Genomic DNA, 25502 nt, shown 5'->3' with positions numbered 1-25502 from the left:
ATCACCGAGGGGCACCCGCAGGACCTGTACTTCCCCCGGTGTTTCGAGCTGGCCACCACGCGGGGCGCACCCGACCCGGGACCGGCGCGGCCACCGCCCGGGGTGCGCTGGCCGAGGTGCACGCCCAGACCGCCGGCCGGACCACCGAGGCGTTGCGCGCATACCTGCTCGACCCGCGCCACGCGCAGCGGCTGGCGGCGGGACTGGCGGCCGCCTGGCGGGCCCGGTTCGGCGGCCGTGGGATGGCCGCCCCGCCGCCGGTCTGGCCGAGAACGGGGTGACCTGGCTCAGACGTGCCCGCCGACCGGGATGGTGCCGGCCGGCACGAACCCCACCGGCGCCGGGTCCAACGTGGTCGCGGCGCGACGGAACTCGCTCGGGCTCACGCCACGCACCCGTTTGAAGGCGGCGCTGAACCCGAACGCGTCGGAGTAGCCGACGGCGTGCGCGATCTCCTCCAGGGTGTCCGACCCCCGCTCGGCCAGGAGATCCGCCGCGAGCGTCATCCGCCACCGGGTCAGGTAGGTCAGCGGCGGCTCGCCCACCAGGTCGGCGAACCGCTTCGCCAGGGTCGACCGCGACACCCCGATGCGCGCGGCCAGCGCGGCGACCGTCCAGGGCGCGGCCGGTTCGCCGTGCAGCAGGCGCAGCGCGCCACCCACCACCGCGTCGTGCTGGGCCGCCCACCACGCGGGGGGTTCACCGCCCGGGCGGTCGAACCACTCGCGCAGCGTGCACACCAACATCCAGTCCAGCAGCCGGTCGAGCACCACCTGTTGGCCGGGCGCGTCGACGGCGACCTCGGCGGCGAGGTGGTCCAGGACGGGGTCTCCCGTTCCCCCCGCGCACACCCGCAGCACTCCGGGCAACGCCTCCAGCAGCCGGCGGCTGATCTCGCCGCGCACCGGGTAGGCGCCGACGATCAGCGTCGTCGACTCCCGTCCCGGCTCGGGGGAGCCCGGATCGTGCCAGCCACGCCGATGCCTGGTCCCACCCTCCTCGGGGGTAGCGCAGAGTTCCCCGCACGGGATCGGTTCGGCCGAGGTACCCACCTCGTCCACGAAGCTGAACGTCCCGGGGCCGCGCACGATGATCGTCTCGCGGGCGCGGAGGGGCTCCGGGGCACCGTCCTCCGGCACGATCCAGCCGCCACCCGTGAGGACGGTGCACAGGGTGAGCGGCGCACCGTCGACGAAGTGCAACGCCCACGGCGGGGTGTGGGTCGAACTCCCGACCAACGAGCCGTGGGCCCGCACCCCGCGCAACAGATCACTGAACGCGTCCACCCCGCCAGCCTAGACGAACACACAGGCGATCCGGCGCTCCACCTATGGAATCGTCCAGTTCGGCGCGGTTCACTGACCTCATGAGAAACGACACCACCCTCGTCCTCGGCGCGACCGGCAAGACCGGCCGACGGATCCTCGCCCGCCTCCGACTCCGCGGCATCCCGGTCCGGGCCGCCTCCCGGTCGACCCAGCCCCGCTTCGACTGGTCCGACCCCGACGACTGGGGCGCCGTCCTCGAGGGCGTGGACGCCGCCTACGTCGTGGCCCCGACCGTTCCGGGCCCGGTGCACGAGTTCGTCGCCCAGGCCGAGGCCGCCGGAGTGCGGAGGCTGGTCCTGCTCTCCGGGCGCGGAGCCGACGACTGGGGCGACTCCACCTTCGGGCTGGACATGCTGTCGGCCGAGGAGGCCGTGCGCGGCTCCGCGCTGGAGTGGACCGTGTTGCGGCCGTCGAACTTCGCGCAGAACTTCAGCGAGGACCTCTTCCACGCCCCGTTGGTCGCAGGGGAACTGGCGCTCCCGGCCGGCGCGGTCCCCGACCCGATCATCGACGTCGAGGACGTCGCCGATGCGGCCGTCACGGTGCTCACCGAACCCGGCCGGCACGCCGGAGGCGTCCACGAACTGACCGGGCCGCGTGCGCTCACGTACCCGGAGGCCGTCGACCTGATCGCCCGGGCGTCCGGGCGGCCCATCACCTACCGGCGGATCTCCCCCACCGAGTACGCCGCGACACTCGTGGAACAGGGCCTGAGCCAGGACGACGCCGACCACGTCGCCGAGATGTTCGTGATGATGGAACGCGGAGCGCTCGCCTCCCCGACGGAGGACCTCGCAGCCCTCCTGGGCCGGGCGCCCCGAACCTTCGAGGACTACGTCGTGCGGGCCGCCGCGGCGGGAGCCTGGCGGCCGTGATCCACCCGCCGACGGCGGTCACCGCCGGGGTGACGCACTCCCGGCGGCATCCCGGCCGTTCGCCCACCACCTCGGGTGGCTCACCCCGAGGCCAACCGCCCTCGACCCGACGATGCCTCCAGCAGCCGCCTCCCACCCACCGGAAAGGACCAGGATGAGCACCACCCCCAGCTCCCTGACGCCCGAGGACCTCGAGTTCCTCAGCCGTCCCCTGCACGGTTTCCTGACGGTGGCGGCCGGACCGCTCCCGCCGCAGCCCCGGCCCGTGTGGTTCGAGGCCACCGCCGAGGGCACCATTCAGCTGTTCACCGGCCCCGACTCCCCGAAGGTGCGCCGCATCCGCCGCGACCCGCGCGCCTCGCTCGTCGTCGCCTCCCCCGTGGGGGAAAGCGAACGCTGGGTGTCGGTCGCCGGCCGAGTGGAGGTGGTGCCCGACGGAGCCCTCGAGCTGTGCTCCCGGCTCGCCGCCCGGTACTGGGACCTCAACGACCCGGGCCGCGCCGAGGAACTCGCCGGGATGATGTCGGATGAGCAGGTCCGCCTCGTCATCCACCCCGAGACCGTTCGCCGATTTCCACTCTGACGCGCGGAAGCGTCTTCGGGAGGAACCGCCCCCTCCGCGTCCACCTGGTTTCCAGCGGATTCGGGAGGGATGCCGTCTTCCCTCCTCGAACGGCCACGACCGGCCAGCGGGGGATGACGGGGGCTTTCCTCGGCGCCGCCCGGATCGAGCGGCGAGCGGGAAGGTCCTCGTGGACGTACATCATGTGCCCCGTGTGGACCGGATCGCCCACGTGGGGCCACCACCTGGGGCTCCGCCGACCCACCGTCGACGGATCCCCATCCCGCACGGGGCCGAGGCCGGCGGTGGGCGGCGCTCCGCCAGCCCGATCGGAATGTCTTCGACCCTGACGGAGAGGAACAGCCCCGCGTACGCGGGGACGACTACTGCTTGACAACACCAACGACATCATGTTGGGGAACAGCCCCGCGTACGCGGGGACGACGTCCCCGTGCTGGCCTTGGTCGCCAGCGGGCCGGGAACAGCCCCGCGTGCGCGGGGACGACCGCCACCCGAGTCCACCGTGCTCCCCCGCCGTGGGAACAGCCCCGCGTGCGCGGGGACGACGGGTGGTGGTGTACTGGGCGTGGCCCCGGCTATGGAACAGCCCCGCGTGCGCGGGGACGACGCTTCCTGACCTGGGGGTTTACGGGCGGCCCTGCCGATTCTCGTTCACTTTCCTCGGCGTCTCCCGCAGCACCACAAACCTCCTCGTCCCGAGTATGCCCGCCGGCGCACTCGCCCGGCGTTCTGGCCCCTCCCCCGCCGACCCAGCGGTCGGATCCCCTCCGGACGCCGTCAGCTCGGCACGCGTCATCCGCCGTTCCCGCCGACCCGGGAACGACGGATCACCGATCCGCGCACGCATCACCGTCGGTCACCTCACCGTCATGTCCCGTTGCGCTGGAAGCTCGCGAAAATTACTCACGAAATCCTAGGGTGAGGTGTCCTCGTTGTTCGGACACATCGGACAACGCAGTCCTTCCGCAGCTCGTGGAGGCCTCATGCGACGCCGTGCTCCCCTGTTGGCAGTGGTACCCCTGCTCCTGACAGTGGCGGCCACCCCCGCCCTCGCGCAGTCCTCTCCCTCGGCCGCACCCCAGGCCGCGATGTTCCCCGCCACCACCTCGGTCGGCGTGCACAACGCCTACGAACAGAGCGCCTTCCCCTACTTCGCCGACGGGCTCGACTCCGGCGCGGGGATGTTGGAGATCGACGTCTGGACCGACGAACTCTTCGGCCGCTGGAGGGTCAGCCACGACCTGATCGGCCAGCGGAACAACTGCGTCGGCGCCACCCACGCCGACGGTCTGCGCGACGGCCCCCGCAACCAGGACCTGCCCGCCTGCCTCCGCGACATCCGCGCCTGGCAGGAGAGCAACCCGGGCCACCGGCCGATCGTCTTCAAAGTGGAGTTCAAGGACGGCTTCCACGACCGGGGTGGTCTCGGCCCGGCCGCGTTCGACGCGCTGGTGGCCGACACCCTGGGCGACGGCGTGTTCCGTCCGGTGGACCTGCTGACCCGTCCGGACGGGTCCCGGTTCGCGACGCTCGACGAGGCGGCGCTGGCCGGGAACTGGCCCAGCCGGGACACGCTGGCCGGCAAGGTGGTGTTCGAGCTGATCCCGGGCACTTTCGAGCAGGGCAACCCGTTCGACGACCTGTGGACTGACGAGGAGTACTCCCGGCACCTGCGCGACCTGGCCGCCGAGGGGCGCATCGAGCAGGCTCAGGCGTTCCCGGCGGTGTTGGGTGCGGAGGCCGGTGACCCCCGGGAGCGCTACGAGGACGAGTCGCTCCGCCCGTGGTTCGTGTTCTTCGACGGCAATGCCACCACCTACGTGGGCCCCGAGGTGGACACCGCCTGGTACCACGAGCGGAACTACGTCCTGCTGATGACGAACTCCCACTCCGTCGCGCCGGCGATCGACGCCAACCACCCCACCGAGCAGGAGGCGCGGGACCGGCTGCACCTGTTGGCCGGTGAACACGCCAGCATCGTCTCCAGCGACTGGCGGGACCCCGGGGTGCTGTCGGCGGTGGCACAGCGCGGGCAGGGCTGAGGCCCTCGCCCCTCCCGAGCGGGGCCTGTCCCGGCCGATGTCCCAGGGCAGGCCCCGCCCCACGCGCGTCCTCCCGGCGCGCACCGCGCCGCGCGGTGACCGCCGGGTGCGCGTTCGCCGGTCCCGGGCCGGCGTTACCGAGCTGTGGGGACCGCGAGTTCCCGGAGCCGGGTCAGACCCGTCGGTTCCGACGCGGCCAGGCCGCAGCGGACCGCGCCGGGCGTGGCGAAGCGTGCCTCGATCCGGCGGAGCAGGGACACGTCCACGTCCTCGGGGATCTGGTTGACCACCAGGGTTCCCAGGGTGAAACCGCCCTCCACGAGGGCGTCGGCCGCCCGTTCCGTCTCGGCGAGCACCATGCGGCGTGGGACGAGCACGAGGCGGACCTCGGCGTCGGTCCGCAGGCGCTCGGCGGCGCGTTCGAGGCGACGTCGCCGGTCGTGCAGTCGTTCCAACAGCGGGTCCCGCTCGGGTTCACGGTCGCCGACCACGGCTTCGGCGAAGCGGTCGGCGGCCACGACGCGTTCCCGCTGCCTGGCCAGGCCCTGGATCCACGGGGCCAGCAGCGAGGGCAGGTTGATCATGCGGAGCAGGTGTCCGGTGGGGGCGCTGTCGACGACCAGCCGGTCCCATTCGCCGGGCACGTCCTCCAGGTAGCCGGTCAGCACGTCGGTCAGCGCGGACTCGGCCATGCCCGGCCCGGTGGCGGCGTGCCCGAGGTGGCGCCGCACGGCCGGCATGATCCTTCGGGGCAGCGCGGCGGCCGCGTCGTCCTCGACCTGGCGCACCCGGCGGCGCACCGCCGCATCCCCGTCGGGTTCGGCCGCCCACAGGGTTGGTCCGAGTCGACGTGGCCGGTCACCGAGGGTGGTCTCGAAGGCGTCCCCGAGCGAATGGGCGGGGTCGGTGGAGATGACCAGGGTGCGGTGTCCGGCGTCGGCCGAGGCGAGGGCGTGGGCGGCGGCCATCGTCGTCTTGCCCACCCCGCCCTTGCCCGCGAAGAAGGTGATGGGACGGGTCAACAGCATCCTCCGGGTCCGTCGTACTCGTCGCGGCCCATCCGTACGTGCCACTCGTGCATGTCCGCCAGCAGGAACGGGACCAGTTCGAGCGTCTCGTAGGCGACGGGGCTGTCCACGCCGAGGGTGTCGAGGAGCATCAGCGCCCGCATCGTGTCCTGCTGGTCGCGGGCCTCCCGGCGGAGCGTGGACCGCCACCGGGCGGTGAACCAGGCTTCGTGGAACTCGGCCACCGCCCGCAGGCCGGCTCGGATGCGGTCGCCGACCGGCCCGGAGGCCGGTCGGCGCCGCCGCGTGGTCCCCGCCGCGTCGTCGCCCACCGGCCGCGAACGGCCGTCGGGTTCGTCCGACGCGGCGCCGCTCATCGTTCGTCGGTGTCGGTCGGGGTCCGGCCGGCCGGCTGCTCGGCCGTGGTCTCACCCGAGGTGACCGCCGCCGCCTCGACGTCCTCGTCCTCGTCGTCCTCCGGCGGCAGGCCCCGTGAGGCCCAGGCCGAGCGCAACGCGAGGCTGGCCTCGATGATCAGCCAGATCGCGAGGACGAAGATCACGGCGTCCAGCGGCGCGAGCAGCCACTCCCCAGCCTGGACGAAGTCGATGAGGTTGATGATCAGTGCCCACGACGTCATCACCAGCAGGAACACCAGGGGGATGAGGACGGCCAGCGGGTTGCGCCGCTTCTTGGTCACCCACACGGCGATGACGGCCAGGGCGAGACCGGCGGTGAGCTGGTTGGTGGTGCCGAACAGCTGCCACAGCGTCCCGAACGCGAGGTCGCCGGGTGCCAGCGCCAGTGCCAGGGGCACCACGACCGCCACCAGCGACGACCAGGTCAGACTCCGGGCCAGCGGGCGGAAGCGGACGATCTCGGCGATCTCCTGGACGATGTAGCGCTGGAGCCGGACACCGGTGTCCATCGTGGTCGCCGCGAAGCTGATGACGACCACGGCGGCGAAGACGACGCCGACCTCCAGCGGGATTCCCAGATTGGAGGCGAAGTTCGCGACACCGTTGACGAAGTTGTCGGTGGCCCCACCGGAAGCGGTGGAGAAGTCGGAGAACAACGCGTTCCACTCGATGGTGGTGGCCGCGATCCCGGCGGTGCAGGCGAGGATGGAACAGACCGCCAAGCCGCCCTCGCCAAGTGCCGAGGTGTAACCGACGAACCGGGCGTCGGTTTCCTTGTCGATCTGTTTCGCCGTGGTCCCGGATGCGACCAGGCTGTGGAATCCGGAGATGGCTCCGCAGGCGATCGTGACGAACAGCAACGGGAACCAGGGGGGCGAGTCGGCCGGCACGTCGTTCACGACCGGGGCGACGATGCGGTTCAGGCCGATGCCCATCCCCAGCAGGATGATGACCAGCGCGATCACCAGCTGGTGCTGGTTGATGTAGTCGCGGGGCTGGAGCAGCATCCACACCGGCAGCCGGGACGCGGCGAACGCGTAGAGGAAGATGAAGATGATCCAGAGCGTCCGGGCGTCCGTGCCCAGCGCTGAGGCCACCGGGTCGAGGCTGATCGGCACGAGCAAGCCCAACGGGATCATCGCGTAGACCACGAGCAGCGCGATGATGGAGGGGACGAGCGCGGCCGTCCTGGTGCGGTAGATGTACTGGCCGACGGCGATGGCCAGCGGGATCTCCACCAGGATAGGCAGCACCGAGGCCGGGTTGGCGATGAACAGGTTCGCCATGACCACGGAGAACACCGCGTTCACCAGGGTCAGCAGGAAGAAGATGATGAGCAGGAACAGCCCCCGCGCCCGTTTGCTGATCACCTCACCGGCGAGGGCGCCGATGCTGCGGGCGCGGTGCCGGACCGAGACGACGAGCGCGCCGAAGTCGTGCACGCCGGCGGCGAAGATGGACCCGACCACCACCCAGACGAGCGCCGGCCCCCACCCCCAGTAGACGCCGACGGCGGGGCCGACGATCGGAGCGGCACCCGCCACCGAGATGAAGTGGTGGCTGAACACGATGTGCCGGCTGGTCGGGACGAAGTCGATTCCGTCGGTGTAACGGTGGGCCGGTGTCACGTACCGGGGGTTCAGCACGTAGACGCGGCGCGCCAGGTACGCCGAGTAGTAGCGGTAGGCCACCGCGAAAACCGCGATGACGGCGAGCATGACCACGATCGCGGGCATCCGCAGCGACCTCCTGTGCCACTCTGCCGGTGCGTTCTCCGTTGTCCGACCGGCGCGAGTACCAGAAGCTACCGAATGATCGGCCGGTTGGTAAGAACCGACGAGCGAATTGTTGACAACGGAAGCGTTCACCGGAACGGTGGAGCGCCAGGAGGGGCGGGATGAGCGATTTCGCGGAGAGGTGGGCTCGCGCGGGCACCGGTGAGCTGTGCTGGTTGGGCGCGTCCGGTCCCACCGGCGCCGCCGTGATCCCACTGTCCCGGGAGGGGCGGCCCTGCGTGGCGCTGCCGTTGTCGCGACTCGCCGAGGCGGACGACCTCACGGGCCGGCGGGTGGCGTTCTGCGTGCCAGGCCGCCCAGGTCAGGAGGGTGAACCCGCGCCGGGGATGGTCGCCGTCGGTGCGGTGCGCGTGGAGCACGACCTGGAGGGCGCCGAGTACGTCGAACACCTGCTGCACCAGGAGATGGTGAAGTACCCGCCGACCCGCCTGCGCGCGGACAGCCTGCTCTCCCGCCGGGAGAACTGGTGGTGGGTGGCGCGGGTGATCGTCAGCGTCGACGGGGACCCGGAGGTGCGGGAACTCCCGCCCCGCCGGGACCAGCGGGACGCGCTGCTGGTGCGGGAGGCGGACGCCGAGGCCCGCGCTCCCCGGGTGGACGTGGTGTCGGCCGGGGACTGGGCGGCGGAGCCCGGCGGCGAACTCGCCCTGGCGGAGGACCCGAACCGCACGCCGGGGGTCGGGGAGCCCGCCTTCGTGTTCGGCCACCACCACAGCCCCGACTACGAACGGTGGGAACGGTGGCACCGGGCGGGCACGCTCGTCGGGAACCGGCTGCGGGTGGAGCACTCGGTCGGTGGCCCCGTGGCGTCGGTGCGGCCCTTCGGGATCCTCGGCCGGTTCCAGGGGCACCGCGCGCTGGCCAGGGAGTGCCGGGCCGGAATGGCGGAACTGGAACGCAGGCTCGACGTGCCCTGCTGACCCGGGGCGCGTGACACGGCCGAGGCCACCCGCCGCCACGTTGCGTGAGCGGCCTTCCACCGATACTGATCGTTCCGGTCGGACGGACCCGGGACGAACTACCGCCTGCGAAGGAACCATCATGAGCGCGCGAGAAGCGGTGCACGTCCCAGAACCCTCGTCGTCTCCTACGCGCGGGCCTTCGGCGAGGCCGGCAGGGACTGGCTGGCCGCGCTTCCCGAGCTGGTCACCCAGTCGTTGGACCGCTGGGAGCTGGACGGCGACGCGACCTCGGGAGCCGCCGCCCTGGTGTTACCTGTGCTCCGGGGGGACGGCACCCCCGCCGCACACCGAATTCCTCCACCTCCAAGAGGTCGGTCGCGCTCGTCACGTGAGGAGCAGCCCCGCGTGCGCGGGGACGACGACCATTCGATCGGGAGGAGATCGGGGTCGCTGGGAACAGCCCCGCGTGCGCGGGAAGACCCCCGGCCGCCACCAGCCCCGTTTCCTCGGCGAGGGAACAGCCCCGCGTGCGCGGGGAAGACAGGACCCGGCAGCGCCGTGGCGGCGCGCCGGCGGGAACAGCCCCGCGTACGCGGGGAAGACCTCCCTCGTGAACTGGCCGGGCCGGGTGGCGTCCGGAACAGCCCCGCGTGCGCGGGGAAGACGCCGGTGAGGTAGGCGTCGATGATCTTGCGCTGGGAACAGCCCCGCGTGCGCGGGGACGACACCTGGAGCACGGACAAGGCCCCGTTGAACGGGGGAACAGCCCCGCGTGCGCGGGGACGACCTGTGGTGGACCGGGACACCACCGTGGACCGCCCCGGTGGTGTTGGAGGCCGTGCCTCCCACGCTCGTGTGCGTTCAGACCGCTGTGGCCTGTCGCCAGTGTCGTTCCTCGTACTCCAACGGTGGCCTATTCCCACACCAACTATGCAGCCTGTGGTGATTGTACCAGTGAATCCACTCCGCAGTAGCAGCGCGGACGTCCGCAACCCCCTTCCACGGGCCTTTCCGGTAAATCAGCTCCTTCTTGTACAACGCGTTGACCGACTCCGCCAGCGCATTATCGTAGGAATCACCCCGACGCCCAACCGACCGCGCGATCCCCGACCGGCTCAACCGCTGACTGTAACGCAACGCCGTGTACTGCACCCCCCGGTCGGAATGAGCCACCAAACCAGGAGACAGACGACTCCTCCGCGCCCACAGCGCCATATCCAACGCATCCAACGCCAGCGACGTATCAGCGGTATCCGACACCTGCCACCCCACAATCGCCCGCGAGAACGCGTCCACGACCAACGCCGAATACACGAACCGACTCTCCCCGAGCCGAACGTAGGTCAGATCCGTGACCCACAACCGGTTCGGCCTCGGTGCCCGGAACACCCGCTCGACCAGGTCACCGGGCTGGCCCTCGACCTGCCCGGGCAGCATCGACCGCGGCCGGCGGGACCGGGTGACCAGCCCGGTCATGGCCTCGGACCGCATCAGCCGTTCCACGGTGCAGCGGCCCACGGTCACGCCTTGGCGGTGCAGTGCCGCCCAGACCTTGCGTGCCCCGTAGAGCCGGTGCGAGTCCTCCCAAATCCGGCGGATCACCGCAACGAGTTCCCGGTCGCGGCGGTGCCGGGCGGAGGGGTTCGTCCGTCGGTTGCGAATCGCGTAGTAGGTGGACACGCTCAGCCCTACTGTGCGGCAGGATACTTCCACGGGGAACCGGTCCCGGTGGTGGTCGACGAACTCGGTCAGCTCGGTGGGCGGGGGTCCATCTCCCGGGCGAAAAAAGCCGAGGCAGCCTTGAGGATTTCGTTGGATCGGCGGAGTTCGGCGTTTTCCCGTTCCAGCCGTGCGATCCGGTCCCGGTCCGACTCCCCGGTATTCGTGGAGTCCGCCGAGCCGGTGTGGGTGCTGGGTTCACCGTTGCGGACCCAGTACCGCAGGGCCTCGGGGTGCACTCCGAGTTGGTCGGCTACCCGGGCGATGGCTCCACGTCCGGGTCCCCACTGCCCCTCCAGTTCACGGACCATCTCCACCGCGCGTCGCCGCAACTCCTGGGGGTATTTCTTCGCGGAACCCATGCTCCTCATCCTTCCTGGGGTGCAGGGCCTCCAACAAACCCAGTACGGTCCACCGCGCCGCCCCGGGAACAGCCCCGCGTGCGCGGGGACGACGGGTCGGGTGAGGTCACGGGCCTGCTGGATGCGGGAACAGCCCCGCGTGCGCGGGGACGACACCTGGAGCACGGACAAGGCCCCGTTGAACGGGGGAACAGCCCCGCGTGCGCGGGGACGACCTGTGGTGGACCGGGACACCACCGCGCCGCCCCGGGAACAGCCCCGCGTGCGCGGGGACGACGGGTCGGGTGAGGTCACGGGCCTGCTGGATGCGGGAACAGCCCCGCGTGCGCGGGGACGACTCGTGGTCCATCTGCCGGAGCCACCCAGCGGCCGGAACAGCCCCGCGTGCGCGGGGACGACGAAGGGCGGCTGGGACCGCGCCTGTCGCCGCTGGGAACAGCCCCGCGTGCGCGGGGACGACACACACTGGGTCCGCTGGAATCCATGTTACGCGGGAACAGCCCCGCGTGCGCGGGGACGACAAGAAGGCCGACAAGGTGGCCAAGGCCGGAATCGGAACAGCCCCGCGTGCGCGGGGACGACTCGTGGTCCATCTGCCGGAGCCACCCAGCGGCCGGAACAGCCCCGCGTGCGCGGGGACGACGAAGGGCGGCTGGGACCGCGCCTGTCGCCGCTGGGAACAGCCCCGCGTGCGCGGGGACGACACACACTGGGTCCGCTGGAATCCATGTTACGCGGGAACAGCCCCGCGTGCGCGGGGACGACAAGAAGGCCGACAAGGTGGCCAAGGCCGGAATCGGAACAGCCCCGCGTGCGCGGGGACGACTCGCGCTCATCCTGGTCCGCCCAGTCGGCCTGCGGAACAGCCCCGCGTGCGCGGGGACGACGACGGAGGTCGGACCGAAGGACCTGCCGTCCGACGGAACAGCCCCGCGTGCGCGGGGACGACTCGCGGTCTGGGCGCCGGAGTTGGCCGGTGCGCGGAACAGCCCCGCGTGCGCGGGGACGACACTTCTTGACCTGCGGCGTTACGAGCGACACGACCGATTCTCATTCACTTTCCCGACGGTCTCCCGCATCCCGCAGATCCTCCCGGCCCACAGTATCCCGTCCACCCGCCACAGCCCTCCAGCAGGCCCTTAACGACTCCACCAGGCGTCCCCACGGCCTGCCGTCGTCCTCTCGCGACCGCGAGGACATCCGCTCCGCTCGACCACGCGGCGCCCACGAGCACGAAACTGTCCGCAATTCCCGTCTTCCACCACATCACGCCATGCCTGGTGGAAAATCCACGACAACGGCCGCTCCCGCCCTCCCCTGCGGTCACCCACTCCCCCGCACAATCCCCGACCTGCGAGTTCTCGCCCCTTCGTACGGCGAACCACGGAGACAGGCCGGCACGACCACCGACGCACGCGACCGGAGCGGCCCGTCGTTCGGCGGCGCGGACCACAGATAACGGCGGCCCTCCGACGTCCGCAGACCATCCGATCCCGAATTCAGGTCAGGAACTGCCCTGAATTCGGCAACACTGGGGCTCGTGGCCGATGTGACCCAGCGTTCCCTCGCTCTGCTGGCAGCCCTGCGGAACGGGCAACCCGTCCCCGGCGAGGAACTCGCCCGACTCCTGGAGGTCGATCAGCGGACGATTCGCCGGGACGTCGAGCGGCTCCGTGGCTACGGGTACGAGGTGGACGCGCAACCCGGCCCTGGCGGCTACTACCGCATGCCCGGCGGGAACACCGTACCGCCCATCCCCGGGGCCGTGGCCGGAGCGGACGGTCCGCCCGCCGCCAGGGCGGCGGATCACGCGCTTTCCGAGAACGGCGGCGAACCCCTCGCTGCCACCGGCAGGCGTGCGCTCGACCAGCTCACCCAGCACCCGGCGACCCGAACCACCGAGCACTGCCTCCCAGGCGACGTCGACGCGGCGGGGGAACCAGGTGGGCGCACGGGCACGGGTGGGGACTCGGCTGACCTCGTGGGGGCGGCGCTTCAGCAGTGCCGAGTCCTCACCTTCGACTACACCGACGCCGCCGGCGTGGTCTCCACCCGCAGGGTTGAGCCCCACCGGCGGATGCACCAGCTGATGCGCTGGTACCTGTTGGCCTGGGACGCTGGCCGGCGGGACTGGCGGGTGTTCCGCATGGACCGGATATCGGAGCCGCGCGTCGAGGAGGCCTCGTTCGCGCCTCGTCCGCTCCCTCCTGACGATGGGGTGGGCTATCCCCACTGGACCACGCGCCGGTCCCCGCTCCGCGTCGTGGTGACCGTGGAGGCCCCGGTGGCTGCGGTCGCGGATGTGCTGCGCCACCAGCACGTGGAGTTCCTCGCCGTCCGGCCGGACCGGACCCGGGCGGTCCTGACCGTGGAGTCCTGGCAGTGGCTGGTGTTGAACCTCGCCTTCCTGGATGTCGAGTTCACGGTGGAGGAGCCGGAGGAGGTGCGGTCGGCGTGTGCGAGCTTCGCTTCCAGGCTGGGGTTGGCGAGCACGTCGGCCCCCGTTGCCTCGTGACGGCCCGTGCCGGTGGCGCGCTGCCAGCGGCGTGTCGACCACGGCTCGCCGGCGGTGCGGCATCGTCCACGTCGCACGCGGGCCTCCCACACCGCGCCTCGCGCATGGCTCACCTGGGGCGGGCTCGGGTCGGCGGGCCACTGTCGGCCGGATGACCACACCGCGCTCCGCTAGGCCCCGGTGGGTGGGGCGCCGCCCTCGGTCGGCGGGTCGATCAGGTGGACCTCGCCGCGTTCGCCGTGGACGCGCAGCCGGTCGCCGGTGCGGATGCGCATGGTGGCGTTCCCGCATCCGACCACGGCGGGGATGCCGAGTTCCCTGGCGACGATCGCGGCGTGGGAGAGCGGGGCGCCGACGTCGGTGACCACGGCGGCCGCCCGGGGGAACAGTGGTGTCCAGCCGACGTTGGTGGCGGTGGTGACCAGCACCTCGCCCGCCCGCAGGTCCTGGGCGTCGTCCACGGAGGTGACGACGCGTGCGACGCCTTCCACGGTGCCGACGGCGCCGGGGAAACCGGTGATCGGGTTCGGGGGCTTCCGCTCGGGTTCCGGTGTCGTGGCCGCCGGTCGTGGCGCTCCGGCGGTTCGGGAGTGGTGGTTCGCGGGTTCGGGGTGTTCGGGTGGGGCCGGGGCGGTGGCCGCGTCGTACAGGTCGGTGCGGCGCCTCGGGTCGGCCGCCCACCGTTCGGGGTCGAAGGGGCCTCGGATGAGGGTCGGGTAGTTCGGCAGTGCCCGGTACCGCTCGTAGGCGTCGCGGCGGGCCGGCACGGCCGCGAGGGGTCGGTCGTCGCCGGCCAGTACCCGTTCGATCTCGTGCCGGTCGAGGAGGAACAGGTCGTGGCCGTGCCCGGTCAGTTCGCCGGCGCGGAGGACGACCTCGCGGATCGCCCAGAACGCCCGGTTGACCTCGGAGCGGGTCGCTTCGCGGTCGTGGACGAGCCGGGCCCAGGAGCGCAGTTCGCGGCGGGTCCACGTGACGTGCCGGGGGTGCTTCCGCTGGTAGCGGGCCCACGCCTGCTCGTGTTCCGCTCGGCGTTGGGTGAGCATGGCGTGGACGTCGGTGCGGGAGTCGCGGAACGCGGCGAGTTGGTGGTCGAGCCAGGTGGGGTCCTCGGCAGGCCGGGGCAGGGAGATCTCGAACTCGTCGGGGCAGCGGTGTCCCCACTGGCGGATGTGGTCCTCGGGGCTGGTGTCGCCGTTGGCGACGCTGGCGAGGCCGAGCAGGGGGCCGAGGCTCGCCAGGGGGGCGCCGTGGGCGATTCCGGTGGTCAGGGCGTTGGCGTCGGCTTCTCCGACCTGTTCGGCGAGGCGCTGGCGGACCTTGACGAGCCGGTTGCCGCCGCCGCGTCCCCGGGCGGCGGCGCTCATCATGTCGAAGGTTTCCAGGCAGTAGGGCCACAGTTCGGTGCGCCACAGTCGGAGGAGCGCGTCTGGGGTGGGGGCGGTACGGGCTCGGGCGCGGAGCGCGGCGCAACGGTCGGCGGCGGTGTCCAGGTAGGACGGGAGGCGGCGGTGGGCGATGCGGAGGCGGAGGCGGAAGGCGGTGACCAGCGGTACGAGCTCCCGCAGGGTCGCCCAGCGGCGCAGCGGGATGACGGGGACGGGTGTTCCGGGTGGGATTCGGCCGAACACGGCGGAGACGGTGTCGGCCATCTGGTCCACGGTGCGGCCGAACGCCGTGCCGAGGGACAGGCTGGTGGAGAGGTTCAGGTAGAAGCGGCCGCCGATGTTCCCCCAGGTGGGGTGCCCCTGGCAGGAGGGGATGCCCATGGTTCGGAGCATGAAGACCTGGACGAAGGACCAGGTGGCGGGGGTCATGACGCTGGGGATGGCCTCGCCGAGGTTTCCGTTGGTCCAGAGGTAGTCGCCGAGCCGGCTGTCGTTCCACTCCTCACGCCGGGTGGCGGTTGTGCCGCTGCCCCGGTGGCGGCGCGGTCGAGGGGGCTGGTGGCGGGTGGGCGGCCCTCGGCGGGCGTCCTCGTGGTGGTGTCCTCGGGTGGAGCGGAGGAGGGCGGCCTGGCGGGGGTGGTGTGCTGGTCGGTGGCGGGTAACGGGGGTGCGGGTAGTCCGGTGATGGGGCGGGCCTGGAGCAGGTGCGGGGTGCCGCTGTCGTCGAGCGCCCACTCGACGTCGCTGGGGTGGTCGTGGAGCGCGTCGACGCGCCGTCCGAGGTCGGCGAGCCGGGTGATGTCCTGCTCGGTGAGCACCGGGGCGTGGACGAGGTGGTCGTCGATGGCCTCCTCGCGGACGCCGCCGTCGACGGGGACGGTGCGGACGGTCTTGGCGCTGGTCGTGCGGTGGCTGACCCGCCCGGTGCGCTGGTCGACGATGACGGTGTCGGGGTTGACCTGGCCGGACACCACCGAATCCCCCAGCCCCCAGGAGGCGTTGATGACCAGTTCGTCGCGGCTGCCGGTGAGCGGGTTGGCGGTGAACAGCACGCCGGCGGCGCGGGCGGGGACGAGGAGTTGCACCACGACGGCCATGGCGACGGTGGCCGGGTCGACGTCGTGCCGCTCCCGGTAGGCGACGGCCCGGGGTGTCCACAGGGAGGCCCAGCAACGGGTGAGCGCGTGGAGGAGGTCCCGTTCGCCCCGCACGTTGAGGAAGGTGTCCTGCTGGCCGGCGAAGGACAGTTCGGGCAGGTCCTCGGCCGTGGCGGAGGAGCGGACGGCGACGGGGCGTCGGCGACCTCGGGGGGAACCGGTCGAGGTCCGGGTTCGGCGGTTCCCGCCCTGGTCGCTCCCGGTTCCGCCAGGCCGGCTCCCGTCCCCGCCCTCCGACCCGGTCGCGGGTGATCGGCGTGGGCGGCGCGGTAGGCGGTGGTGGTGACGTGGAAGCCGGCGGGGACGGGGAGCCCGGCGCTGACCAGGCGGTCCAGGGACGCTCCCTTCCCGCCGACGAGGGCGAGGTCCGCCCCGCCAGCGCCGAGCGGGAGGACGAAGGGGTGGGTGACCTCGTTGTCCACCAGTGGGCTCCTCATCCGGCCTGGGTCAGGCCACCTCGTTCTCGTAGCGTTCGATGGTGAAGCGGGCGGCCTCGGCGAGGTAGGCGGCGGAGGCGGCCGCCACGCCCTCGGTCTCGGTGTCGCCGAGCGGGCTGCCCCGGTCCAGCGCCCGGCACACGGTGTCGGCGACCAGTTCGGCGGCGTCGTCGTCGGTGACGGCGAACTCGTCCGGCATGAGTGGCCTGGTGAGCAGGAAGCCGTAGATCGTGGCGGTGCCCAGGGACAGTTGGGCCGCAAGCGTCTGGTCCGTGCGGACCCAGCCGCCGGCGCGCAGGTGCTCCAGATAGCGGGGGAAACCGACGGACAGCGGTGGTCTTGCGGTCGGGGCTCCGGTGGTGAGCAGGCGGCCGAGGACGTCCCGGTCGCGGGTGAGGACGGCGAGGAGCAGGGGCCGGCGGGCGACGACCCGGTAGGAGTGGACGAGCACTCCCCGCAGGGTGTGACCGGCGGGGTCCTGGGCGGCGAGGTCGCGGATCTCGGTGGCGGCGAGGGCCCGTTCCCGGCGGAGCAGCGCGAGGAAGAGCGCGTCCCGGCTCTTCCAGTGCAGGTAGATGGTGCCCTTGGCGACGCCGGCCGCGCGGGCGATGTCGTCGATCGTCGTCTTCTGGTAGCCCCAGCGCAGGGTGAGGGCGGAGGCGGCGTCCAGGATCCGCCCGGCCCGGTCCCGGCGGGTGTCCCCGCTCGCCGCCGCGTCGTCCCGTTCGTCACTCGCCACCCGCACCCCTCCGAACCTTATGACCAAAATCGTTCATCTGGTCATGATCGACGGTACACCCCTCGCCGGGGATGCCGGGGAGGGCTCCGGGCGTGGAACGCCCTCCCGTGACGGTGCTCACCGAGAGTGCCGATCACCCCGGGTCGCGAGCCGTGACCGAGGGCGATACCACGTGGTCTCGCGGGACCCCGCACCGGCTGGTCCCACCGTCGCCAGTCGTCTCCGTCGACGCGGAGTCATTTCGGACAACCACCAGGTCAGAGCCGAAGGCGAAGAGCTCCCCTTGCCGTCGGTATGGTCCAGTACGGTGATCCGCCAGTTCGCGACGACTCCGTCCGCGGGCACGTCCATCGGCCACGATTCGGGAGAACGACCCTGTGACTGCGTCAGCTGAAACCATCTACGGGGCCGATGACCTCACGCATCTGGAGGGCCTGGAGGCGGTCCGCAAACGTCCTGGCATGTACATCGGATCAACCGACAGCAGGGGCATCAACCACCTCTTCAGCGAGGTCGTGGACAACTCGACCGACGAGGGTGTGGCCGGGTACGCCACCCGCATCGTCGTCACCCTGCACGCCGACGGCAGCGTCCAGGTCGACGACGACGGCAGAGGAATCCCCACCGGGGTGCACGCCAAGTCCGGGATCTCCGGGGTGGAGCTGGTCCTCACCCGGCTGCACGCGGGCGGCAAGTTCGGTGGTTCCGGGTACAAGACATCCGGTGGCCTGCACGGCGTCGGCGCCTCCGCGGTGAACGCCCTGTCCCACCGGTTCGACGTGACGGTGCGCCGGGACGGCCTGGTCCACCAGATGTCCTTCGCCCACGGCGCCCCCGGCGTGTTCGACGGCCCCGGGGCGCGGGCCAAGTTCACGCCGCGGTCCGGCTTGCACGTCACGGGGAAGATGAAGCGGGACGAGACCACCGGCACCTCGATCCGCTACTGGCACGACGCCCGCTACTTCGAGACCGGCGCCGCGCTGGACGTGGAAGGGGTGCGGTCGAAACTGCGGAACACCGCCTTCCTGGTGCCCGGTGTCACTTACGTGCTGCGCACGGCCACCGAGGACAGCATCAGCGAGGAGACCTTCCACTTCCCCAACGGGCTGCCCGACATGGTGGACTTCCTGGCGCCCACCGGTGATCGGGCGGTGTCGGGCACGCTGGTGGTCTCGGGTGAGGGCACCTACAAGGAGAACGCCGCCGACGAGAACGGCGTGATGCAGTCCAACGTGCCACGACGCGCCGAGGTGGAGGTGGCCTTCCGCTGGGGCACCGGGTACGAGCGGACCGTGGAGTGCTTCACCAACACCATCCGCAACGTGCACGGCGGCACCCACCGCAAGGGGTTCGAACGGGCGGCGGTGAAGGCGCTGCACGCGGCGATCGCCCGCACCCGGGGGCTGCTGCGCGCGAAGGAGGAACCGCCCACCCTCGAGGACGTGCTGGAGGGGATGACGGCGGTCATCCACGTGCGCATCCCCGAGCCCCAGTTCACCTCGCAGACCAAGGACGAGCTGTCCACCGCCGGGATCACCAAGGTCGTGCAGGCCGTGGTCGAGGCGCACCTGCGGGAGTGGACCGAGGACCGCAGGACCAAGGTCGAGGCCAAGACCGTCCTGCAGAAGATCGTCGACGCCTCCCGGGTGCGGCTCACCCAGAAGCAGCAGAAGGACGCCGCGCGCCGCAAGACCGCGTTGGAGGGCGCGGCGATGCCGGCGAAACTGGTGGACTGCCGCACCACGGGGGTCGCCCGCAGCGAACTGTTCCTGGTCGAGGGGGACAGCGCCCTCGGTTCCGCCCGGTTGGCCCGGGTCTCGGAGTACCAGGCGTTGCTGCCGCTGCGGGGCAAGATCCTCAACGTCCAGAAGGCCAGCCTGGCCGACACGCTGCGCAACGCCGAGATCGCCTCCATCGTGCAGGTGCTGGGCGCCGGCTCGGGCCGGACCTTCGACCTCTCCGCGATGCGGTACGGCCGGGTCATCCTGATGGCCGACGCCGACGTCGACGGCTCCCACATCCGCACCCTGCTCATCACGCTGTTCGCGAAGTACCTGCGGCCGGTCATCGAGGACGGCCGGTTGTACGCGGCGATGCCGCCGCTGCACAAGATCACCACGCGGGGACGGAAGCCGCAGACGCACTTCACCTTCACCCAGCGGGAGATGGAGAGCACCGTGGCCCGGCTGGAGAAGGCGGGGAAACAGGTGGTCACCCCGGTCCCCCGGTTCAAGGGCCTCGGTGAGATGGACGCCGACGAGCTGTGGGAGACGACGATGAACCCGGCCACCCGGTCGGTGCGCCGCATTACCCTCGCCGAGGCTGACGCCGCCGCCGCGGACGAGGCCCTCGACCTGCTCATGGGGGAGAAGGTCGAGCCGCGTCGCGCCTGGCTGGTGCGCTCGGCCGCCCGGGTCGACCGGGCGGCGATCGACGTCTGAGCCACTCCCCTCCGCGCGCCCTCCGCGCGCGGACACCGACTCGGGGTATAACCCCACCTCGCCAAGGAGAAGCTGAGCAATGGCACGCCGGAAGGGCAGCGCGCAGACCAAGGTGGACCCGACCGCCTTCGACCAGCCGGGCAGACATGTCGTGGACAACCCGGTGCACACCGAGATCGAGGACTCCTACCTGGAGTACGCGTACTCGGTGATCCACTCGCGGGCGTTGCCCGACGCCCGGGACGGCCTCAAGCCGGTGCACCGCCGCATCCTGTTCTCGATGCACGAGCAGGGGTACCGGCCCACCCACGCCTACGTGAAGTCCTCCCGGGTGGTGGGGGACGTGATGGGCAAGTACCACCCGCACGGTGACACCGCGATCTACGACGCGATGGTGCGGTTGGCGCAGGACTTCTCCATGAACGTGCCCCTGGTCGACGGGCACGGCAACTTCGGTTCCCCCGACGACGGGCCCGCGGCCAGTCGGTACACCGAGGCGCGGATGTCGCCGGCGGCGCTGCAGCTGGTCGCCGAGCTCGGTGAGGACACCGTCGACTTCCGGCCCAACTACGACGGGTCGTTGGAGGAGCCGGCCGCGCTGCCGGCGGCGTTCCCGAACCTGCTGGTCAACGGCACCTCGGGGATCGCGGTCGGCATGGCGACGAACATGATCCCGCACAACCTCGGCGAGGTCGTCGCGGCGGCCCGGTGGTTGATCCGGCACCCGGACGCCCCCCTGGACAAGCTGATGGAGTTCGTGCCCGGCCCGGACCTGCCCACGGGGGGCATGCTGTTGGGCCTCGACGAGGTCCGCAAGGCCTACGAGACGGGCCGTGGTGTGGTGCGGATGCGGGCCAAGGTGGAGACGGGTCCGCTGCCGGGCAGCCGGGGTCGGCAGGCCATCACCGTCACCGAGCTCCCCTACGGCGTGGGGCCGGAGAAGATCATCGAGAAGATCACCGACGAGGTGAACAAGTCGAAGCGGCTCACCGGGGTCGCCGACGTCAAGGACCTCACCGACCGGGAGAACGGCACCCGGCTGGTCATCGAGTGCAAGGTGGGCGTGAACCCGCAGGCGCTGTTGGCCGACCTCTACCGCCTCACCCCGTTGGAGCAGTCCTTCGGGATCAACAACCTCGTCCTCGTCGACGGCGAGCCCCGGACGCTGGGTCTGAAGGAACTGCTGGAGGTGTTCCTGGCCCACCGGTTCGAGGTGGTGCGACGGCGGACCACGTTCCGCCGCCGCAAGCGATCCGACCGGTTGCACCTGGTGGAGGGCCTGATCCGGGCCCTGGTCGACATCGACCGGGTCATCCGCCTGATCCGGGAGAGTGACGACGCGAAGGCCGCGAAAGAAGGTCTGATCGCCCGCTTCGACCTCTCCGAGATCCAGGCGACCTACATCCTCGACACCCCGCTGCGCCGGCTGACCAAGTACGACAAGGTGGAGCTGGAGGAGGAGCGGGAGCGGTTGACCGGGGAGATCGCGGAGCTGTCCCGGATCCTCGACGACGAGGCCGTCCTGCGGAGGCTGGTGTCGACCGAGCTGGGGCGCATCGCGAAGGAGTTCCCCACCGAGCGGCGCACCACGCTGATCGACGGGGACCTCAAGGAGGTGTTGGCGGCGTCGAAGCCGGCCGGTCCGCTGGAGATCGCCGACGACCCGTGCCAGGTCATCCTCTCCGCCACCGGGTTGGTGTCCCGGACGGCCGCGGCGTCGGAGGAGGCCGCGGAGGCCCGCCGCCGCAACGGGCGGGTCCGGCACGACGCGGTCGCCGCCGTGGTCGACTCCACGGCCCGAGGGCAGGTCGTGCTGGTCACCAGCCACGGCCGGGGCATCAAGACGGACGTGCTCCCGTTGCCGGTGTTGCCGCAGCAGTCGGGCATCGTCTCCCTGCGCGGGGGGATGCCGGTGCGGGAACTGGTGTCCCTCGCGCCCGGGGAACGCGTGCTGGGGCTCGCCCCGCTGGGCGACCAGATCGGGGACTCCCCCGGCCTGGCCCTGGGCACCAGGCAGGGCGTGGTGAAGGTGTGTTCGCCGGAGTGGCCGGTCCGGGCCGACGAGTTCGAGCTGATCGCGCTGCGCGAGGGCGACGAGGTGGTCGGGGTGACGTGGTTGGCCGACGGCCAGGAGTCCCTGGTGTTCGTCTCCTCCGACGCCGCCCTGCTGCGCTACTCGGCGACGCTGGTGCGCCCGCAGGGGTTGCGGGGTGGGGGCATGGCCGGCATCAACGTGAAGGGCGACGCCAGGGTGGTCTTCTTCGGCGCGGTGGCCGAGGACGGTGAACCGGTGGTGATCACGGCGACCGGGGAGACGGTGAAGGTGACCCCGTTCGGCGAGTACCCGGCGAAGGGCCGCGCCACCGCCGGGGTGCGGGCGCAGCGGTTCCTCGCCACCGAGTCAGAGCTGTCCACCGCGTGGGTGGGGGCGCGTCCGGCCCCGTCGACCGGGAACGGGACGCCCGTGGAACTGCCCGATCCCGACGAGCGGCGCGACGGTACCGGCGCACCCGCCGAGATTCCCGTGGTGGTCGGTTACCTCCTCGAACGCGACTGAGCGTTCGCCGGGGTCGCCCCCCCCGTCCGGGGTGGAACGCGCCCGGCCCGCGCGGTGCCGGTTGACCGGTCGCGCGGGCCGGGCACGGGTGCCGCCACCGGCGCGGTGGCGGCACCCCGGGGTGAGGACGTCCGCCCCCGACGCGAACGCCCTCACCCGTGCCTCACATGAACCAGCCGGCGGCGAGGTCACCGAAGAAGCCGAACAGCACGCCCCAGGCGACGATCGCGACCGCCTGCCAGACGTAGACGCTGCGTTTGGTGGCGCCGAGGGCGACGAGGGCGGGGGCGGTGATCTGGCTCGCCACCACGATCGGCCCGAGGAGGCACACCCCGGGGACGCCGAACCGGTCGAGGTACTTGGCGATCTTCTGCTTGCGGCGCGGGGCGTCCGCGCCACCACCGCCGCCGTTGCCCCGCCGGCGGGTCGCGGCGACCCGGGCCTTGCTCGCGAGCGCGATGAGCGCGAAGGTGACGATCACGTTCCCGAGGATCGCCGCCGGGACCGCGAGGCCGGCGGGCACGCCGACGAGCACTCCGAGGAAACTCCCCAGGTAGGACTCGATGAAGGGGATCGCACCGGCGATCAGCAACACGCCGACCTGCTGCCAGGTCTCGGCGCCCGCCGCGAACTCGGCCAGTTGGGCGAAGAGGTCGGTGATGAAGTTGCTCTCCACGGTAGGCGGGTCTCCTGTCATGCTGGGGGTACGGTGCCGCGAGGTGGTGGCCGCCCGGGAGGGGCCGCCGTACCTCGCTCCCCGAGTGTTCGTCGTGCGGCCGGCCGGGCGTAGGGCCGCGACGTCACCTCTCCGACATGACGCGGTGTCACTGGTGGGACGACACCTGGGTGCGCTGTCCTGGCGGGGTGGAGGGAACGCCGGGCCGTCCCGGGTCGGTTCCTGGACGGCGGTGTGGTCGAGGTCGCCCAGCACCTTGTCGGCGGCCGCCCGCCGTCCCCAGCGCACCAGGCCCGGCCGTCGCGCACACTGGTCGACGTGGTCACCTGTCGGGAGCCGGACCGTCGCCAGCCAACGGGGCGAGGCGGACGAACAGCGGGGAACAGGCTCCTCGGGAAGGATCACCGGAGTGACGAGGAGGGACCCGTCGCCGCACGGCGGGAAGGACACGGCCCCCGCCCCCGAGGCGTCGGTGGCGGCGCGGCAGACGATACGACAGCGGGAGATTCGGTCCTTCGTCATCTCGATCGTGGTGATGGCGGGGGCCGGACTGGTGACGACCACGGTGTGGTGGACCGCGCTCGTCGCGATCCCCAGCCTGGCCCTGTCGACGGCGCTGCTGTTCCGAGACTGGGACCGCCCCCCGAACCCGCTGCTCCTGGCCGGGTCGGGACTCCTCGGAGTCCTCGCCCTGGTGGTCACCTCGCTGACCTACTCCAATTTCACGGGCTCCACCGGCCTCGCGATCACCGCCGGGGTGTGGATCGCCCACCGCCCCCGCGACCGGCTCGTTCTCACCCTGCTCGCGTGCCTCGGGATCGCGGCCCTGACCTGGGCGACGGCCCTGCTCAGCGGGAACTCCGGCGGCGTCTACCAACTGGTGGTCATGATGTCGATCACCGGGTCGGTGTGGATCGTGGCCCTCGTCGAGTCGCACACCCAGGACCGGCTGTTCGACCTGCTGGAACGCGAGAAGGACCACGAACGCGAGCTGTCGATCCTGCGGGAGCGCAACCGCTTCGCCGCGGACCTGCACGACATCCAGGGCCACACCTTGCACGTCATCAAGCTCAAGGCCGCCGTGGCGGCCAAACTCCAGCACACGGATCCGGAACGCACTCGTCAGGAGCTTGAGGTGATCCAACGCCTCGTGGCGGACACGATCGGGCAGGCACGGCAACTCGCCAACTCCACCCACGCGCTCGTCTTCTCCACCGAGCTGTCCAACGCCGTCGAACTCTTCCGCGCGGCGGGCATCACGACACGGGTGGACCGGACCGAGGACGACCCCGGCCCGCACGAGGCGCACTTCGCCCTCGCCCTGCGGGAGGCGACGACGAACGTCCTGCGCCACGCCAGGCCCGGCGAGGTGACGATCACCTCGAGCGCCGACACCCTCAGCGTGCGCAACGACGGTGCCGACATCAAGGACGCCGCTCCCCTGCGGGGCCTGGCCACCCTCGCCGACCGCGTTCGCGCGGTCGGCGGCACCCTGACCGCCGACCGCGACGGCGGCGTCCACACCCTGACGGTCACCTTCCCGACGGAGGCACGATGACGATCACCGTGCTCCTGGCCGACGACGAACGGCTGATCCGCTCCGCCCTGGCCACCCTGCTGCCCTTGGAGGGCGACATCGACGTCGTCGCCGAGGCGGGGACGGGGACCGAGGCCGTCGCCGCCTTCGAACGGCTGCGACCCGACGTGGCGGTCCTCGACCTGGAGATGCCCGAGCTGGACGGGCTGCACGCGGCGGAACGCATCCTCGACCAGGCACCGGGGCAGGCCGTGCTCATGCTGACCCGGTACGCCCGGCCGGGGACCCTTCGGAGCGCCCTGCGGTTGGGGGTGCGCGGCTTCCTCGGGAAGGACTCCGAGGCGTCACTCATCGCCTCCGCCGTCGCGGAGGTCGCCGCCGGCGGTCGGTACGTCGACGCGAACATCTCCGCGCAGGCCCTCATCGACGACTGCCCACTGACCGAGCGGGAACGGGACGTGCTGCGGGTCGCGGGTGACGGCTACTCGGTCAAGGACATGGCGAAGATCCTGCACCTGGCGCCCGGGACGGTCCGCAACTACCTCTCCAGCGCCATCCAGAAGACGCACACGAACACCCGGCACGACGCGGCCCGCTACGCCCGCGAACACGACTGGCTGTAGGCGGGGTTGTGCGCTCCTGCCCAGGGGGACGCGGCGACGTCGCGGCACTCCACTGATGTCCGCACGCCCCGGGGCGGGTGCCGTCGTCGTGCTTGGTGTGGACCGGCTGGTCGGCGTACGCATCGACCAGCCCGGCAGCGGGCGGGAACAGGTGGCCGGGCACCTGCCCGAACGCCGCCCGGGCGGTGCTGGCGCGGCGGGCGCCGGATGCGATCAGGCGGACGGTGAACCAACCGTCCGTCCTCCCATGACCGTGACCGATTCGGCGGGGCACCTCACCGGCCACGGCGGCCTCCCGGACGGGCGAGGGCGAGGAGTCGGAACCGTGCGCCCGGACCGTCCTCGTGCGGTTGCCCACGGGCACCCGACGACGAAGCGCCAGTGGCGAAACGGCAGGTC

General features: G+C 71.8%; 19 protein-coding genes, 1 pseudogene and 2 CRISPR repeat arrays. Of the genes and pseudogenes, 10 read left to right on the top strand and 10 right to left on the bottom strand.

Translation table 11 applies throughout. From position 1 onward, the window contains the following. The first annotated feature begins 38 nt into the window (after positions 1-38). Positions 39-281, top strand: a complete 243-nt coding sequence (locus G443_RS02665; RefSeq protein ID WP_103056636.1) for a hypothetical protein — start codon at positions 39-41, stop codon at positions 279-281. 6 nt (positions 282-287) lie between these two features. On the opposite strand, the gene G443_RS02660 is transcribed toward G443_RS02665, so the two are convergent. Beyond that, a complete protein-coding gene (locus G443_RS02660) occupies positions 288-1286 on the bottom strand; it encodes an AraC family transcriptional regulator (RefSeq protein ID WP_026418179.1) in 999 nt (332 codons plus the stop codon). Positions 1287-1366: 80 nt separating this feature from the next. Between G443_RS02660 and G443_RS02655 the strand changes: the two genes are divergently transcribed. The 3 genes from G443_RS02655 (at position 1367) to G443_RS02645 (ending at position 4828) form a co-directional block, all read left to right on the top strand. Continuing rightward, on the top strand, positions 1367-2203 hold the full coding sequence (locus G443_RS02655; protein ID WP_026418180.1) for an NAD(P)H-binding protein: 837 nt from the start codon (positions 1367-1369) through the stop codon (positions 2201-2203). 154 nt (positions 2204-2357) lie between these two features. Then, positions 2358-2786, top strand: a complete 429-nt coding sequence (locus G443_RS02650; protein WP_026418181.1) for a pyridoxamine 5'-phosphate oxidase family protein — start codon at positions 2358-2360, stop codon at positions 2784-2786. A 334-nt stretch (positions 2787-3120) separates the two neighbouring features. Next, positions 3121-3393: a CRISPR direct-repeat array (repeat unit 29 nt; unit sequence GGGAACAGCCCCGCGTGCGCGGGGACGAC). Positions 3394-3769: 376 nt separating this feature from the next. Continuing rightward, on the top strand, positions 3770-4828 hold the full coding sequence (locus G443_RS02645; protein ID WP_051313747.1) for a phosphatidylinositol-specific phospholipase C domain-containing protein: 1059 nt from the start codon (positions 3770-3772) through the stop codon (positions 4826-4828). A 134-nt stretch (positions 4829-4962) separates the two neighbouring features. Here the strand turns inward: G443_RS02645 and G443_RS02640 are convergent, their stop codons facing one another. The 3 genes from G443_RS02640 to G443_RS02630 are packed head-to-tail and all read right to left on the bottom strand — an operon-like array spanning position 4963 to position 7990. Further along, positions 4963-5856 (bottom strand): ArsA family ATPase, encoded by an 894-nt coding sequence (locus tag G443_RS02640; protein WP_026418183.1) that lies wholly within the window; start codon positions 5854-5856, stop codon positions 4963-4965. After that, on the bottom strand, positions 5847-6212 hold the full coding sequence (locus G443_RS02635; protein WP_245588736.1) for a cory-CC-star protein: 366 nt from the start codon (positions 6210-6212) through the stop codon (positions 5847-5849). Before G443_RS02635 ends, G443_RS02640 begins: the two co-directional genes overlap by 10 nt. Beyond that, positions 6209-7990, bottom strand: a complete 1782-nt coding sequence (locus tag G443_RS02630) for a carbon starvation CstA family protein (RefSeq protein ID WP_026418184.1) — start codon at positions 7988-7990, stop codon at positions 6209-6211. The genes G443_RS02635 and G443_RS02630 overlap by 4 nt, the downstream gene beginning before the upstream one ends. A gap of 161 nt (positions 7991-8151) precedes the next feature. Here G443_RS02630 and G443_RS02625 point away from each other — a divergent pair, with 161 nt between their 5' ends. Next, entirely contained in the window at positions 8152-8970 is an 819-nt protein-coding gene (locus G443_RS02625; RefSeq protein ID WP_026418185.1) for a hypothetical protein, read from the top strand. Between the two features lie 843 nt (positions 8971-9813). Here G443_RS02625 and G443_RS02620 read toward each other — a convergent pair. Together G443_RS02620 and G443_RS02615 are read right to left on the bottom strand one after the other, a co-directional pair. Then, the gene (locus tag G443_RS02620; RefSeq protein WP_081715524.1) at positions 9814-10665 is read right to left on the bottom strand and encodes an IS3 family transposase; all 852 of its coding nucleotides are present in this window, start codon (positions 10663-10665) and stop codon (positions 9814-9816) included. 35 nt (positions 10666-10700) lie between these two features. Further along, positions 10701-11033: a transposase gene (locus G443_RS02615; RefSeq protein WP_026419258.1), complete on the bottom strand. Its 333-nt coding sequence runs from the start codon at positions 11031-11033 to the stop codon at positions 10701-10703. 64 nt (positions 11034-11097) lie between these two features. Further along, positions 11098-12043: a CRISPR direct-repeat array (repeat unit 28 nt; unit sequence GGAACAGCCCCGCGTGCGCGGGGACGAC). A gap of 530 nt (positions 12044-12573) precedes the next feature. On the opposite strand from G443_RS02615, the gene G443_RS02610 reads away from it, so the two are divergent. Beyond that, entirely contained in the window at positions 12574-13548 is a 975-nt protein-coding gene (locus G443_RS02610; RefSeq protein ID WP_026420582.1) for a helix-turn-helix transcriptional regulator, read from the top strand. A gap of 170 nt (positions 13549-13718) precedes the next feature. On the opposite strand, the gene G443_RS02605 is transcribed toward G443_RS02610, so the two are convergent. The 3 genes and pseudogenes from G443_RS02605 to G443_RS02590 all read right to left on the bottom strand — a co-directional run bounded on the left by G443_RS02605 (position 13719) and on the right by G443_RS02590 (position 17275). After that, positions 13719-15365 (bottom strand): PEP-utilizing enzyme, encoded by a 1647-nt coding sequence (locus G443_RS02605; protein ID WP_253860103.1) that lies wholly within the window; start codon positions 15363-15365, stop codon positions 13719-13721. Further along, positions 15362-16228, bottom strand: a pseudogene (locus G443_RS02600) (PEP/pyruvate-binding domain-containing protein); the annotation flags it as partial. The pseudogene G443_RS02600 and the gene G443_RS02605, both read right to left, overlap by 4 nt. A gap of 312 nt (positions 16229-16540) precedes the next feature. After that, entirely contained in the window at positions 16541-17275 is a 735-nt protein-coding gene (locus G443_RS02590) for a TetR/AcrR family transcriptional regulator (RefSeq protein ID WP_051314377.1), read from the bottom strand. Between the two features lie 371 nt (positions 17276-17646). Between G443_RS02590 and G443_RS02585 the strand changes: the two genes are divergently transcribed. After that, the gene (locus tag G443_RS02585) at positions 17647-19710 is read left to right on the top strand and encodes a DNA gyrase/topoisomerase IV subunit B (protein WP_026420583.1); all 2064 of its coding nucleotides are present in this window, start codon (positions 17647-17649) and stop codon (positions 19708-19710) included. A gap of 79 nt (positions 19711-19789) precedes the next feature. Further along, entirely contained in the window at positions 19790-22267 is a 2478-nt protein-coding gene (locus G443_RS02580) for a DNA gyrase/topoisomerase IV subunit A (RefSeq protein ID WP_026420584.1), read from the top strand. Positions 22268-22430: 163 nt separating this feature from the next. On the opposite strand, the gene G443_RS02575 is transcribed toward G443_RS02580, so the two are convergent. After that, positions 22431-22943 carry a hypothetical protein gene (locus G443_RS02575; RefSeq protein ID WP_026420585.1) on the bottom strand — a complete coding sequence of 171 codons (513 nt, stop codon included), beginning with the start codon at positions 22941-22943 and terminating at the stop codon, positions 22431-22433. Positions 22944-23352: 409 nt separating this feature from the next. Between G443_RS02575 and G443_RS25280 the strand changes: the two genes are divergently transcribed. Continuing rightward, positions 23353-24501: a sensor histidine kinase gene (locus G443_RS25280; protein WP_051314378.1), complete on the top strand. Its 1149-nt coding sequence runs from the start codon at positions 23353-23355 to the stop codon at positions 24499-24501. Further along, a complete protein-coding gene (locus G443_RS02565; RefSeq protein WP_026420586.1) occupies positions 24498-25103 on the top strand; it encodes a response regulator transcription factor in 606 nt (201 codons plus the stop codon). The genes G443_RS25280 and G443_RS02565 overlap by 4 nt, the downstream gene beginning before the upstream one ends. Positions 25104-25502 lie beyond the last annotated feature (399 nt).

The organism is Actinoalloteichus caeruleus DSM 43889 (genome assembly GCF_000429185.2).
GTDB lineage: Bacteria > Actinomycetota > Actinomycetes > Mycobacteriales > Pseudonocardiaceae > Actinoalloteichus_B > Actinoalloteichus_B caeruleus.
Note: the sequence above shows the minus strand (reverse complement) of the source record. Positions and strands in the feature narration are given on the sequence as shown.

Excerpts from the sequence above, each read along its gene's own strand:
- G443_RS02655 (WP_026418180.1), top strand. The coding sequence starts at position 1,367 with ATGAGAAACGACACCACCCTCGTCCTCGGCGCGACCGGCAAGACCGGC.
- G443_RS02650 (WP_026418181.1), top strand. The coding sequence starts at position 2,358 with ATGAGCACCACCCCCAGCTCCCTGACGCCCGAGGACCTCGAGTTCCTC.
- G443_RS02645 (WP_051313747.1), top strand. The coding sequence starts at position 3,770 with ATGCGACGCCGTGCTCCCCTGTTGGCAGTGGTACCCCTGCTCCTGACA.
- G443_RS02640 (WP_026418183.1), bottom strand. The coding sequence starts at position 5,856 with ATGCTGTTGACCCGTCCCATCACCTTCTTCGCGGGCAAGGGCGGGGTG.
- G443_RS02635 (WP_245588736.1), bottom strand. The coding sequence starts at position 6,212 with ATGAGCGGCGCCGCGTCGGACGAACCCGACGGCCGTTCGCGGCCGGTG.
- G443_RS02630 (WP_026418184.1), bottom strand. The coding sequence starts at position 7,990 with ATGCCCGCGATCGTGGTCATGCTCGCCGTCATCGCGGTTTTCGCGGTG.
- G443_RS02625 (WP_026418185.1), top strand. The coding sequence starts at position 8,152 with ATGAGCGATTTCGCGGAGAGGTGGGCTCGCGCGGGCACCGGTGAGCTG.
- G443_RS02615 (WP_026419258.1), bottom strand. The coding sequence starts at position 11,033 with ATGGGTTCCGCGAAGAAATACCCCCAGGAGTTGCGGCGACGCGCGGTG.
- G443_RS02605 (WP_253860103.1), bottom strand. The coding sequence starts at position 15,365 with ATGACCCCCGCCACCTGGTCCTTCGTCCAGGTCTTCATGCTCCGAACC.
- G443_RS02580 (WP_026420584.1), top strand. The coding sequence starts at position 19,790 with ATGGCACGCCGGAAGGGCAGCGCGCAGACCAAGGTGGACCCGACCGCC.
- G443_RS02565 (WP_026420586.1), top strand. The coding sequence starts at position 24,498 with ATGACGATCACCGTGCTCCTGGCCGACGACGAACGGCTGATCCGCTCC.